Annotated in this window: 11 protein-coding genes; 7 read left to right on the top strand and 4 right to left on the bottom strand. The window is 35.2% G+C overall.

Annotated elements, in window-relative coordinates; all coding sequences use genetic code 11:
• Positions 1–694: 694 nt before the first annotated feature.
• From C8P67_RS17735 to C8P67_RS17725, 4 genes are all read right to left on the bottom strand, one after another.
• Positions 695–1036: a hypothetical protein gene (locus C8P67_RS17735; RefSeq protein WP_115814530.1), complete on the bottom strand. Its 342-nt coding sequence runs from the start codon at positions 1034–1036 to the stop codon at positions 695–697.
• Between the two features lie 11 nt (positions 1037–1047).
• Positions 1048–1197 carry a hypothetical protein gene (locus C8P67_RS22175; protein ID WP_170141486.1) on the bottom strand — a complete coding sequence of 50 codons (150 nt, stop codon included), beginning with the start codon at positions 1195–1197 and terminating at the stop codon, positions 1048–1050.
• Positions 1198–1431: 234 nt separating this feature from the next.
• The gene (locus C8P67_RS17730) at positions 1432–1803 is read right to left on the bottom strand and encodes a hypothetical protein (protein ID WP_115814529.1); all 372 of its coding nucleotides are present in this window, start codon (positions 1801–1803) and stop codon (positions 1432–1434) included.
• Between the two features lie 9 nt (positions 1804–1812).
• Entirely contained in the window at positions 1813–2676 is an 864-nt protein-coding gene (locus C8P67_RS17725) for a hypothetical protein (protein ID WP_115814528.1), read from the bottom strand.
• A 174-nt stretch (positions 2677–2850) separates the two neighbouring features.
• Between C8P67_RS17725 and C8P67_RS17720 the strand changes: the two genes are divergently transcribed.
• The 7 genes from C8P67_RS17720 (at position 2851) to C8P67_RS17690 (ending at position 14178) form a co-directional block, all read left to right on the top strand.
• The gene (locus tag C8P67_RS17720) at positions 2851–3243 is read left to right on the top strand and encodes a helix-turn-helix domain-containing protein (protein ID WP_115814527.1); all 393 of its coding nucleotides are present in this window, start codon (positions 2851–2853) and stop codon (positions 3241–3243) included.
• Between the two features lie 436 nt (positions 3244–3679).
• Positions 3680–4915: an exonuclease SbcCD subunit D gene (locus C8P67_RS17715; RefSeq protein ID WP_115814526.1), complete on the top strand. Its 1236-nt coding sequence runs from the start codon at positions 3680–3682 to the stop codon at positions 4913–4915.
• Between the two features lies 1 nt (position 4916).
• The gene (locus C8P67_RS17710) at positions 4917–8651 is read left to right on the top strand and encodes an AAA family ATPase (protein WP_115814525.1); all 3735 of its coding nucleotides are present in this window, start codon (positions 4917–4919) and stop codon (positions 8649–8651) included.
• Between the two features lie 34 nt (positions 8652–8685).
• Positions 8686–10914: an AAA family ATPase gene (locus tag C8P67_RS17705; protein WP_115814524.1), complete on the top strand. Its 2229-nt coding sequence runs from the start codon at positions 8686–8688 to the stop codon at positions 10912–10914.
• Between the two features lie 18 nt (positions 10915–10932).
• Positions 10933–12003, top strand: coding sequence for a hypothetical protein (locus C8P67_RS17700; protein WP_115814523.1), 1071 nt, complete (start codon positions 10933–10935; stop codon positions 12001–12003).
• A gap of 33 nt (positions 12004–12036) precedes the next feature.
• Positions 12037–12378 (top strand): hypothetical protein, encoded by a 342-nt coding sequence (locus tag C8P67_RS17695; RefSeq protein ID WP_115814522.1) that lies wholly within the window; start codon positions 12037–12039, stop codon positions 12376–12378.
• A 12-nt stretch (positions 12379–12390) separates the two neighbouring features.
• Positions 12391–14178, top strand: coding sequence for an SNF2-related protein (locus tag C8P67_RS17690; protein ID WP_115814521.1), 1788 nt, complete (start codon positions 12391–12393; stop codon positions 14176–14178).
• The last annotated feature ends 44 nt before the right edge of the window (positions 14179–14222 follow it).

Genomic DNA, 14222 nt, shown 5'->3' with positions numbered 1-14222 from the left:
CTGCTTATTTATTAGGAAGAAATATTCATACCTGCACGCTAAACTACAAAAGCATAAAACTATAAAAGCAGATGGGAAGAAATACAGATTTATCGTTTTACAATTGCATCTGATTAAAGAATTGAATACAGGTTTATAGTTTTAAAAGCATTTATGCTTAAAGGTTGGCTTTTACAAAATATACAGAACTATAAGAGGCTTTCACACCTGCAGACCTGCTTGCACTCTTGAATTCAAGAATGCAGGCAGGAATAAAAACCTGAATTCCTGAATTCCTGAATTCTTGCATGCCAACATACCTGCATGCTTACATACCTGCATGCTTACATACCTACATACTTGAATGCAAGAGTTTCTGAGCACTTGTCTGCCTGATTGCCTGCATACATCCATAAATAAGTATATATAAGCTAATTATTGAGTCAGGATTCCTGAGACTTTAAGAAAAGATGGGACTGTGATGTATAATCCTATATCCATCATAATTTCTAAAACAATACTCTATCACACTACAATAAAAAAAGGGCATCAAGCCCTTTCAATAAATCCATTCCAATAATATTTTCGAAAGAAAATAGCAAGTTGTGTTTTGAGATGCTTGAAATGAATTCAGCATCTCAAAACCACTTGCCCTGCCGGGGGCTGGAAAACGCCTCCAAAGTCGCCGTTTTATTAAAATTATAAATGGAAACAGTTAATTGGAAGCGTTCTCATTTTTTTCATTTAAATGTTTTCTGTAAAGTATGTCAAGTAACTCAGACTCTTCAAATGGGATCATCATTTCTATTATTTTCAAAAGACTTCCAACATATCTTGTAGTACTTAAATTACTATCCATACTGACTTCAATTCCTTCTAAAGCAAATTTTGCCGTTTTGAGTAAGTCCATTATTATGCAGAAGAGGTCTCTATAACCATCCACATTTATTTCGAGACTATGAATATCATTTCTTATTTCTAATATTGGTTTGAGTAATATAAAATAATGCTCAGGGTTTTCAATTAGGTCATTTAATTTGATTTTATCTTTTTCCATAATCTTTGTTTTTAAGTAAGCGTTTGATTGTCTCCACTTATTTTATCAGCTTTTTTATCCTTATCAAATTTCAATACATATTTATGCATAGCGTCGAGAGCCTCTCCTTCGGTACAAGGTAGTAACTGCACTGCCATTTCTAAAACACTTATGAGATACATTGTGGGATCTATAATCTTTCCGGAATTATTACTCCCAGCATTATAAAGAGTATGCAGACAAATTTTTAATAAATCCTTTATTGAACCAAGCAGATCAGAATACCTCTCAAAGGTTATATTGGCATTAAATCGATAATCTTTTTATTATCAGATTTTAAAGTAGTAAAGTAAGCGTATGTGGTTATTTCTTCGATGAAATCATCCAGCTCTATATCTTTTTCATAATTTCATAATTTATACATTATCCGTTTTATCATTTTTACTTTCTTGATCATTCAGTATCTCCAAATACAGCTCGTGCAGGCTATCCAATCCTTCAGCCTCACTGCATGGCAGAAGTTGTACTGCAATTTCTAAAATGCTCGTAAGATGGAAAGTCGGATCTTCAATCTGACTGGAATTTTCTAGACCAGAATTTTCCAATGTATGCAATGCTATTTTGAGCAGATCCTGTACAGCATAAATCAGATGTGTGTAGCGTGCAAATTTTATATCGGCGTAATAAATGCCGTCTCTGTTTTTCTGTGGGGTCAAGGTTCTAAAAAAGGAACTGTCTTTGAGTTCTTTGATAAAATCATCAACCTTTTTATTTTCATTTGTTTTCATAATTTCTAATTATTTTATTTTATCGGATTCATTTTCAACTTCATTTTGTCGGTTAATTTCATTTTGAATCAAAATTTCCGCTTCCTTTTTAAAATTTCTACATCTTTCTTCCACAACCTGATAATATAAATAATCAACATCGTTAGCCTTGCTAAAACGTAACGTGTTGGGCTGTTGCTTGAGAAGTTTAAATATGGATTTATCTTCCCGGGTTTGTCGAGGAAAAAAGTCTGCTGTTATAGTAGTAAAGTATTCGCAGAGATTAAACAAATACTCTAATGCAAAATGATTTGGAGTATAGCCTATAAAGACACGGATCAAAGACAAACAGATTTGCTCCACTATTTGATGAAGAGCGGACATTTTTACTTCATCCGAACTCGAAGCATCATCATCATTATATACCCACCCCCAGATCGTAGCAATATTATTATTCCTCCATGCTATATAATGCGATGTGGATTTCAAATTTCTTTTTGGAGTTTCGCCAATATTTAAATAAGGAGGCTTGTTAATATCTTGAAATAACAGCTCTCCGTTCTGCGTGATCTGCCAAAAGAAAAACTGCTGGTCTTGGCAGGGGTCTTTAAGACTATTTATGTGGTGTATAAGAACTGTCGCACTCAAAGCCCCCTGAGTCTTTGTTTTTATCTTATCACTTATGTCATTGCTCGCATTTTCTTTAGTTACCTGCACAAAAACTAAGAGATATAAATGAATATGCTCCTTTTGTAATTCTTTATCAGGATAAATTTTCCTACTCAAACTATAAGTTGTTTTGCGTCTGCCAAAACAATAAACAGCAGATGTTTTAATGTGGCTTGTAATTACTTCCATCAATTCTTTTTGATTTAAAATTTCAATTGCATTCATAATTTTAAATTTTTTAATTAATACTTGTCTGAAAAATTGTATTTTTGCTTAATACACAGGCAAGTAAGCAATTACTTGTTCAGTACCGTATCAATTTAACCTGTACCGTACATAACTGTTTATGTATCACACATAAATCTTATTTTTTTAATTCGTAATTATTATCTTTGAGCTATGAGTACATTAGCAAAACCAAATCACATCGGTCGAAAAATAAGCCGTATCCGTGAATTAAAAGACATGAAACAGGAAGCTTTAGCTCAAGCCTTGGGTACAAACCAGCAGGCTGTTTCAATTATGGAAAACAGCGAGACAATAGAAGAAGAAAAACTTATGGAAGTAGCAAAAGCTTTGGGTGTAAGTGTGGAAGCGATTAAGAATTTTTCGGAAGAGGCGGTCTTAAATATTATTGGAAACACATATCACGATAATGGCATAGTCAATGCTGGCACTAATTATAATTGTACATTCAATCCACTTGACAAAATCGTAGAATTATACGAACGTTTATTAGTAGCTGAAAAAGAAAAAAATGCCTATTTGGAAAAACTAGTCGATAAAAAATAGTGCAAAATTTATTTTCATAAGAGAAAGCTTCACAAATTTTGAAATTGTGAAGCTTTTTTTGTTTTTCATAGTTTGGAAAAAACGGTGCAACTGACCATCAAATTCCTATTTTAATTGACCATTACAAATTAACAATCACACATTTTCAAAATCAATTTACCATCATAAAAATCAATCAATTACAATTAGATTTGTATTGAAAACTATATAAGAATTAAATGGTCGATTAAAATTGGAATGAGGTGGTCAACGACACTGGAATTTGCAATATTACCTATAAAAAGCTCAAAATAAAGAACCCGAAACCTCTTTACCTTAAAAAATACATTTATTACTCTTTTTTTGAAAAATTAAAATTAAGGTGTGTGTTTTTTAAGAAATAATCCCCAAATTTTATTATTTTAGTGACATTTATATCTCTTTACTATATATTATTTTGAAAATACTCCATACAGCTGATTGGCATATCGGCCAGCTATTCCACGAATACGATCGAAGCTATGAACACCAAAAGTTCTTAGATTGGCTAATTGAAATTATAAGAATTGAACAAGTAGATGTCCTACTTGTGAGCGGTGACATTTTTGATATTTCCAACCCATCGGCTACGTCTGTAAAAATGTTTTATACTTTTTTGAATGAGGCTACCAAAGCAAATGCAAATTTACAAGTAATCATTACTGCCGGAAATCACGATTCTGCATCACGTTTAGAATCTCCAAAACCATTATTGGAATCATCCAATGTTCACATTATTGGTGTGGTTGAAAAAAATATTGATGGCAAAATTGATTATGAAAAGCTGCTAATTCCAATACGGGATTCTTCTGGAAACATAAAAACATGGTGTCTTGCAGTACCATTTTTGCGTATGGGAGACTATCCAGCTATAACAGACTGCACCAATCCTTATACTGAAGGTGTTGCTGAATTATATAAAGAAGCATTTGAATATGCCGAGAAAATAAAACAAGATGGACAAAACATTATCGCCATGGGGCATTTACACACCCACCATGCCGAAATAACTGAATTGGATAAAACCGAAAGACTCATAATGGGAGGTGTAGAATGCATTCCAGCTACTGCTTTTCATCAAGATCTCAAATATGTTGCCTTAGGACACATTCACAAAGCGCAAAAAATAGGAGGCAAAGAGCATATCCGCTACTCGGGCAGTCCACTACCCATGTCCTTTTCAGAACTTAATTACAAACATCAAGTAATCATTTTCGAACTCGATCAAGAAATCAAAAACCTCGAAGCTATAGAAATCCCACTATTTGTAACGCTTCAAAGAATTCCGCAAAGTCATCAACCACTACATGAAGTCGTAGCCATGTTAGAACAGTTACCTCAGGTGGACTCAGCTCCCAAAACAACTCCCTACCTCGAAGTAAGAGTATTGCTCGAGGGGCCGGAACCCGCATTGCGCCATAAAGTAGAAACTGCATTGACTGGCAAAAAAGTAAGGCTTGCAAAAATTGATGTAAAATATCCTGATTACGCACAAGAAGCTCCAGAGTTTATTACACCTGAAAAGCTGAACGAGCTACAGCCTCTTGATGTATTCTCAAAAATATACCAGTCCAGATACAACAGCATAGTACCAACCGAAATCCTACAACTCTTTCAAGAAGTAGCGCAGGAAGCTAACCAAACAGTCGAATAAAATGAAGATACTAGCTATACGCATCAAAAATCTGGCTTCATTAGAAGGAAACACCGAAATCGATTTTACAGCCGAGCCGCTATCCACGGCGGGAATATTTGCTATTACCGGCTCCACTGGTGCAGGCAAATCTACTATATTAGATGCACTCTGTCTTGCTTTATACGGCAAAACACCCCGATACCTACAAGCAAAAGAAATTGGAATAGAAATCAAAGATGTGCAAGGCAGCACGCTCAGCCAGGGAGATGTTCGCAGTATCCTACGAGACGGGACAGCTGACGGATTTGCCGAGGTCGATTTTGTGGGCATAGATGGGCAACACTACCGTGCGAACTGGAATGTCAGACGTGCAAGAAATAAAGCTGAAGGAAGTATTCAATCTGATTCGGTCACACTAAAAAACATCAGTTCTAATATAGAAATCCCAGGCAGAAAACAGGAAACCCTAAATGAAATAGCACGCCTTGTCGGCCTAAATTTTGAACAATTTACCAGATCTGTATTATTGGCGCAAGGTGATTTCACCGCATTTATGAAAGCCAATAGAGACGAAAAATCCTCGTTACTCGAAAAGCTTACTGGAACGCACATCTATTCCGAAATCTCTAAAAAGATTTACGAAAAATACAAAGTGGAGGAAGTGCTACTACGCGACCTCAATCTTCGTAAAGAAGGAATTATTACCTTGACTGAAGATGAACTAAAAGCCCTTTCAGATGAACAAGACACGCTGGAAAACCAGATCAAAAGTCTGGAAAAAAACATCGAAAAACTAACTAAAGAAATTAGCTGGCATGAACAGTTTACCAAACTGGAAACCAACCAAGAGGAAGCCCAACTAACATTACAGCTTACAAACGAGACTAAAACATTGGCCGCACCACGAAGGCAAAAACTGCTCATGGTGGAACAAGCACAGCAAACTAGAAGCTGGGCGGATGCCCTTAAACATACACAGCAGCAACATGCCGAAAAAACAATAGCCTTTACAGCACTAAAAGCGACCATCGTCAAACTGCAGGAGCAAAAAGAAAGCCTTGAAAAACAGCTTGAATTGGCAGAAAACCGTCTTTCAGAAAAAAACAAAGCCCTTACCGATGCATTGCCTCTCTTAGAACAGGCAAGGAAACTAGACATCTTTTTAGCTGAGAAAAAAGAACAAGTAGAAAAATGCAAGGAAGAAGCTGAAAATGTTACTGAAGCTAACAACAAACACCAAGCAGTATTAACTGCTAAGCAAGAAGAATTTACCAATCTTGCTACCCAAATAAAAGCTGTTACCGACTGGAAAACTGAGAACACAGACCGCAGCCCGATTGCCGAAAATAAAAACCTCATCCTTTCCAAACTGCAGGATGCTCAAAAACTTTTGGAAATCCTGCGAACCTCCGCTACAAATCTGACTCAATTACAAGACAAAATCCAAACAGACGAAGCTCAAAAGAAAACTTTTAAAAACCATTGGAATCAGCAACTACAAGGCTTGGGAAATTTAAAGAAAAGCTACGACACTCAGTCCAAAGAGCTACTTTTAACCCCTATTGAAGCCTTAAACCTCGACAAAACCGAAACAGACCGACAAGTAGAAAACACTATAAAAGCACAAGCCCACTGGCAACTTTTCCATAATGCACTAAAAGAATTAGAAATTTTAAACCAGAAGCAATTACAAGATCAATCCGATTATCAAACAAAACAGGAAACATTACAAAAACTAACCCAACAACTGCCTATTGAAAAGGCTCAAAAAGACACGGCTTACCAACTCTTGCAACAAGTCCGCCTGGCATCGGCCGAAAATGTGGAAACACTCAGGGAAGCTTTGATTGACGACGAGCCATGCCCTGTATGTGGCAGCACCATTCACCCTTATGTGGCGCATAATCCGCAATTGGAAAATGTTTTGACACAACTGGAAAAATCCTATCTGGAAAAAGAACAAAGTTATTTGGCCAGCCACAGCAAGCACAATGTATTGGAACAGGAAGGGAGTACACTACAGCAAAACATCCAACGCCGTAACGAAGATATTCAAACAAGGCAATCGGAATTAGAAACCAAAAAGCAAGCTTGGGAACAATTCGATAGTGCTCAACAAAGTCAAGCCATAACCGATGCAAAAAAAGCAGACTGGATTGAAGAAAAATTACAAGTCCTAAAAACAAAACAAGCCGATCTATTGGTGCAAATACAAGTCTATACAGACAAAAAGCAACAACTGGAAGCAACCAAAACCAAAATAGACGAATTAAAGGAAAATACAGATGGCTTCGCCAACCAAATACAAGAAATCCAAAGCAAGCTGTCTGTTTATAACGAACAGCAAAGAAGTAATACAAAAGAACGAGACAAAGCCAAAATTGATCTTAGCGGCGTAGAACAGCTCCTCTCTCCCTATTTTACTGCCTCTGACTGGATGGAAAACTGGAAGTCTGCTCCTGTAGCTTTCGTTGAAAGCATAGATGTGTTTGCCCGCAACTGGAAAGAAAACACGGAAAAACTAGAGCAACACACACGCCAAAAAGCAGTACTCGAAGCCACATTAAAAGAACTGGAAAATCAAACTAAAAGCCTTGCATTAGAGATGAGCAAAAAAACGGAGGCCCATCTTGTGCAACATAACATCCATCTGGATCTGGCCCAACAACGCAATGCCTTATTTGCAGGACAATCTGCTGAAGAAACTGAAATACAACTAAAACAGGCTCAAACCGATGCACAGCAACAACTTGAACAACTAAAAACAACCCAGCAGCAACTTACTATTGACAGCACCAAAGCCCACACCCAAAAAGATGAACTAACCGCCACATTAATAGCTTTGGAAACCGAAACCCAAAAAGTATTACAAAAAATACAGGATTGGCTTAATGATTATAATCAAAAAAACGATCAATCTCTAAGTATTGAAACACTCCAAGAGTTATTAACGTTAAACAGCGATTGGATCACTACAGAACGAGCTACATTGCAAACTATTGATGAAGAAGTGACCAAAGCCAGTAGCATTCTTACAGAACGAAAACAAGCTTTCGATAATCATAAACAAAATGGTACATCTGATCGACCACTCGAAGAACTTACCAACCTGAAAACTATTGCAAAATCAGAAGCAGAAGAAAAAAAACATAAAAAAGGGGAAAATAACTTCCGCCTGCAACAAGATGAATCTAATAAAAACAAAATTGGCGACCTGCTGAAAAGTATAACGACACAAACTGCCATTACAGAAAACTGGAGCAAACTCAACGAAATAATAGGCTCTGCCGACGGTAAAAAATTCCGTCAAGTTGCACAGGAATACACACTTGATGTATTATTAGGATATGCTAACATCCACCTCCAAGCACTCACCAGCCGATACAAAATGGAACGTATTCCTTCATCGCTTAGTCTTCAGGTGGTAGATCAAGACATGGGCGATGAAGTGCGAACCGTTTACTCACTTTCAGGTGGCGAATCATTTTTGGTATCCCTTGCCTTAGCCTTGGGTCTTGCCTCTTTATCATCCAGTCGTATGAAAGTGGAATCTTTATTCATTGATGAAGGTTTTGGCTCCCTCGATCCTACAACACTCAACATTGCCATGGATGCTTTGGAAAGACTGCACAATCAGGGTCGAAAAGTGGGCGTCATCTCCCACGTACAAGAAATGACGGAAAGGATTCCTGTGCAGATTAAGGTAAGCAAACAACAAAGTGGAAAAAGTAAGGTGGAGGTGATTGGGTATTAATTATAAAGTAAATTACAACATAAAATAACGAATTATGTTAGAATCAATAATTATTAAGGATATCGCAACTTATGATTCTGTAGGAATAAAAATGAATAATCTTAAAAAGATTAACTTCATATATGGCGCGAATGGATCTGGAAAAACAACACTATCTAAATATATACACAATAGTTCAAATTCTATTTATGCAACATGCAATCTTGAATGGAAAGGAGGATTAACTGTAAATACTCTTGTTTATAACAAGGATTTTCGTGACAGAAATTTCGGAAAAGGAAAAATAGATGGAGTATTCACGCTTGGGGAAGCGACGAAAGAAGAAATAGAAAAAATTGAGAAAATGCAAAAAGATTTGGCTGAACTCAAGACAAAAGGCATTGAAAAGAAAGCTAGCCTAGATAAACAAGAGCAAACAAAGCAACAAGAAGATAATGAATTCAAAGAAATTGTATGGACAGATGTTTACAAAGAAAATGAAGATGATTTCAAAGATGCATTTAGAGGATTTATAAAAAAAGAAACATTTAAGGATAAGATATTATATGAGTATGACAACAATAAAGATTCATTGCAAACAATTGAAGATTTAAAAGAGAAGGCACAAACTATATTTGGAAAAACGCCCATAGCATTATCCATCATCTCTTCTATCGATTTTGAAAAATTGTTAGAAATAGAAACCGATAAAATATGGAATAAAAAAATTATTGGTAAAGCAGATGTAGAGATTGCTGGTTTAATTCAAAAACTTAATTTAAATGATTGGGTAAATGAAGGGAAGAATTATATAATTGAAAATGACACATGCCCTTTCTGTCAACAAAAAACAATTACCGAAAATTTCAAAAAACAGTTAGATGATTATTTTGATGAAACATTTATAAAAGATATTGTTAAGTTAAAAGATTTATCTACAGAATACAATAGAATTTCAGAAAACATAAAAAATCTTTTAGAGCAAATAGAAACTCAAGAAAAAGAAAAAACTGATACCAAGCTTAATATAGAATTGTTTTCGCCGTTATTAAAAACGTTGATAAGTCAACTAGCAGCTAATAAAGAATTATTAAATAATAAAGCTAAAGAACCTAGTAGAAGTATCACGTTAACTTCAACCAGAAAACAATTAGAAAATATTCAAGAAACAATCAGTAACTGCAACAGTGATATAAAATCACATAATGATATAGTTGCCGATTATACAAATCAAAGAAACAATTTAATTAATGCTATTTGGAAATATTTAATAGAGGGACATCACGGCACGATAGAAACATTCGTAAAAAAACAACAAGGATTATCAAAAGGCATTGATGCAATAAAAAAACAGCATCAGGATCTTAAGGAAAAATATACAGAACTAAATAAAAAAATAAGAGAGGCTAATAAAAATGTCACTAGTGTACAACCTTCTGTTGATGAAATTAATCGAATACTAAAATCTTACGGTTTTTTAAATTTCGAAATAGTTCCTTCTCAAACTGAACCCAATCAATATCAAATTCTAAGGCAGGATGGCACTACAGCTGAATCTACACTAAGCGAAGGAGAAGAAACTTTTATCACATTTCTTTACTATTTACAGTTAGCAAAAGGTAGCACTCAAGAAGACAATATAACTGAAGAACGAATTCTAGTTATAGATGACCCTATTTCAAGTCTAGATAGTAACGTACTTTTTGTAGTGAGTTCCTTAATTAAAGAAATAGTTAAATCTATTAAAAAAGATTTGGGCAGTATAAAGCAAATGATTTTACTAACTCACAATGTGTATTTTCATAAAGAAGTATCCTTTGTAGATGGAAGAACACCAAAAAATGGTGATACAAATTTTTGGATTGTACGAAAAAACAATAACTTATCTAGTCTTCAGTCTTACGAAATGGAAAACCCAATCCAAAGCTCGTATGAATTACTTTGGAAGGAATTAAAAAATACCCAACAAAACTCAGGTATCACAATTCAAAATACAATGAGAAGAATTATAGAAAATTATTTCAAGATTTTAGGAAAGTATGCTGACGATGATCTCATTAAAAGTTTTGACAATCATCAGGAACAGGAAATATGCCGTTCGTTAGTTTGCTGGATAAATGATGGTTCTCACGGATTACCTGACGATTTGTACATAGAACAACAGGAAACAATACTCGAAAAATACCTTGATGTATTTAAACAAATTTTTGTCAAAATGGGACATGAAGAACACTATAAAATGATGTATCGAGAACAAGAAGGCGAGCTAGCAATTGTAGCTTAACTATAATTTTATCTAAAAATGAAAGCAGGAAATTTAAAGGGAGCACTTCTCGAATATATTGTTCGTCAATTATTAAAGAGTTGTGGCTTTACGAATGTCAAAGCCGACAATCTTTTCTCCTTTGAACGAGGTGGACTGTTTTTTATCAATGGCAGAGGCGCAGCTCATGATGCCGACATTATTATGAACCCACCAATACAGATGCCTTTTGCCTACCCATCGCAATTATTATTTGAATGTAAGGCATATGGTAGTACTACTAGCCTCCCAATAGTACGTAATGCTTTAGGATTACGAAATGATATAAATGAATTCGAAATTGTGACAAGAGACTCTCTTCGTAAACGACAAAATAACAGACGAGCTACTTATGCTATAGATACTAGGACTCGATTTTTATATCAAGTAGGTGTTGCATCCGTTAATGAATTTAGCAAACCATCTGTCGAATATGCAACCAATAATAAAATCCCTCTATTGTCATTAAGTTGGTTTCTAAGTTCTCACACAATTAATGCTTTTAATAGTATCGATCAAACATTAATTAATAGTTTTAATCCCGAAGATGTACAAAATCTTTATGATTTTTTTAAAGACCGAAAAGGCAACTTCCATAATGAAACATATAGAAAAACTAGGGATTTTCTTAGATCGAACAATATTTTAGGAAATATAGTTACTGAAGCTAATGAAACTATTAGATATTCTTATGTAGGCCTTCTTGAAACAGGCGATATAGTATTTTTATTTGCACAATCAGAAGACAATATACTCAATCATCTGAATGGGTTTGCTACTTTGAAAGCTGAAATCCATTGGTCAAGCGATAGACCAGATGTTTGGACACTTACAATCTATAATAGTAGAAATAGAGTTCAACGATCTGATTTTGATTTTTACGTTCCTAAACGAATTTTCAATCACTGGAAAACCTACAATCTCGATAAGAACGCAGCGCTTAACATTAAACAAGAGTTTTTCTCAAGAATATTTGTATTTAACCAACAAAACAATCTAGAAATTCCATTCTCTATAATCAATATAGATAGAGAATGGTTGGAACAAATTAGAAATAACGAAAATGGGTAAACTAATTCAATGGTTTATAAAAAATAGCTGATCATGTCTAAACCAAATCTCTTCGATTTCAACTATACGCTTGATCTTCCAGATCAGGCGAAGTTTCCTTTGAATTTGAGAGAACAGGCACGAACAGTCAGTGATATTTTGCTAAACGATATTCAAAATACGGAAGACTATATCATACTTACTGGTTTTACATCCCTTTCCAATTTGATTGATGTTTTTGGCACTAAGGATTACCCCCAATTACAAACACTCCGTATTGTAATTGGCTTTGATCCTGATGAACGTGTTGGAAAAAGGCTTCCTCACTACTCTTTGCCTACTGAAAATGAATTACCCCGAGGCAGAGCCGTCGAGGTATCAAGCGGAAGAGAGTAAATTTTTAGTTTTATGAAAACCTTAGGTTTTCAAACTTTCCTCTTCAACCCCGAGGCAGAGCCTCGAGGAATTCAACTGATTAAAAACTACTGGGTCAAACAAAATGTCAGTATCAAACTATGCGGGCCAATTCTAAATATCATTGAAAAGATACAGGAAGGCAAATACAACTTTAAAGTAAAAGACAGGCTGCATGCAAAAATCTATGTGGGCGATACAGCCGCAATATTGGGTTCCTCTAATTTCAGCAAATCTGGAACGCGAATACAAACTGAAGCAAACATTCGAATTCAACCAACCCTTTCTAAAATAGAAAATGAGCAATATGATGATATCAAACGTATTGCGGAGTATTACTATGAAGTTGCTAATGATTATAATCAAGGTCTTATAGATCTTTTTAAAAAACTGCTGAAAGACGCAACCTGGCAAGAAGCATTAGCAAGAGCCATTGCAGAAATATTGGAAAGCAAATGGATGAAAGATTTTCCAGTATTATACCAAGCACTAATTACCCACAACCTATGGCCATCACAAAAAATGGGCATAGCACGAGCCATGAAAATCATACAAGATCAGGGAAGGGTACTAGTAGCTGATCCGACAGGAAGCGGCAAAACAAAATTTGCAACGGCCTTGGCCTACACCCTCTTTCACTGGTTATGGGAAAATGGATTGAAAGACCGATCCAATGCATTAATCATCTGTCCCAAGCAGGTTATGGAAAACTGGGAAAAAGAACAATCTCATTTCAGCCTTTATAATAAGATAGAATCTATGGGCAAGTTAAGTGTTGGTAATGATAAAAATCAAAAAAGCCTGCAGAAAATGATTGAGATTTCAGACATCTTAGTGATAGATGAAGCTCATAATTATCTTCATCCAAATTCAAAGAGAAGCCAAGCAATTGCACCTAAAGGATCTAGCCATGTAATCCTCTCTACCGCTACACCAATTAATAAAAAAGCTGATGATTTGTTACGTTTAGTAGAACTGCTGGACATTGACAATTTGAGTGATGATGATTTGACTACTTATCTCGAGCTTAGAAAAAACAGGAAGAAAAATATAGACAAAAAACATCTGGAGCAACTCAAAGGATATATCAACCAATTCATCGTAAGGCGTACAAAAAGGGAACTCAATAAGATGATAGAACGTGAGCCGGAACAGTACCGAAACAGACATGGTAAAACGTGTAAATATCCTAAAACCCTATCAGAAACCTACTCAACTGGAGAAAACGAAAATGATAAAGAAATTGCCCACCAGATCTTAACGTTAATACAACAGCTAAAAGGAATACATTATTTACAAGTACTAAGAATACCTGATTTTTTAAAGAAGGAAGACGAAAAAGTCAATTATATCAACCAAAGATTTACTTCGGCCACAGCTCTTGCAGGCTATATGATAAGAGTGAACCTCCGCTCTTCCCGCTGTGCTTTATATGAATATCTCTACGGAACTGCCGAAGCAAACATAAGATTTTCATTAAAATCTACTAAGAACACTTCTGGAAATATTTTAGCAAAAATCGAAAAATGTGGTTTAAAACTACCAAGACAATACGTCGAAAATCATCTTTTAGGCGAAAGCCATCTATGGCTTTATGATCAGGTAAAATATAATGAAGCCTGTACAACAGAAATCTCCATTTATAAAAAAATTGGTTCATTATTAGAACAGCTAAGTGAAGAGCGGGAATCAAAAAAAGTACAAGTCCTTATTGACTCCGCTATGAAGAACACTAAACCACTCTGCACTGAAAGTGCAGAGGTTTGTTTTACGAGGGACTGAAAGTCCCTCATTTTTTCATTCGAGAATGAAATTTGAATTATCAT

The organism is Flavobacterium aquicola, from assembly GCF_003385115.1.
Classification (GTDB): domain Bacteria; phylum Bacteroidota; class Bacteroidia; order Flavobacteriales; family Flavobacteriaceae; genus Flavobacterium; species Flavobacterium aquicola.
This window is presented reverse-complemented; position numbering and strand designations above follow the sequence as displayed.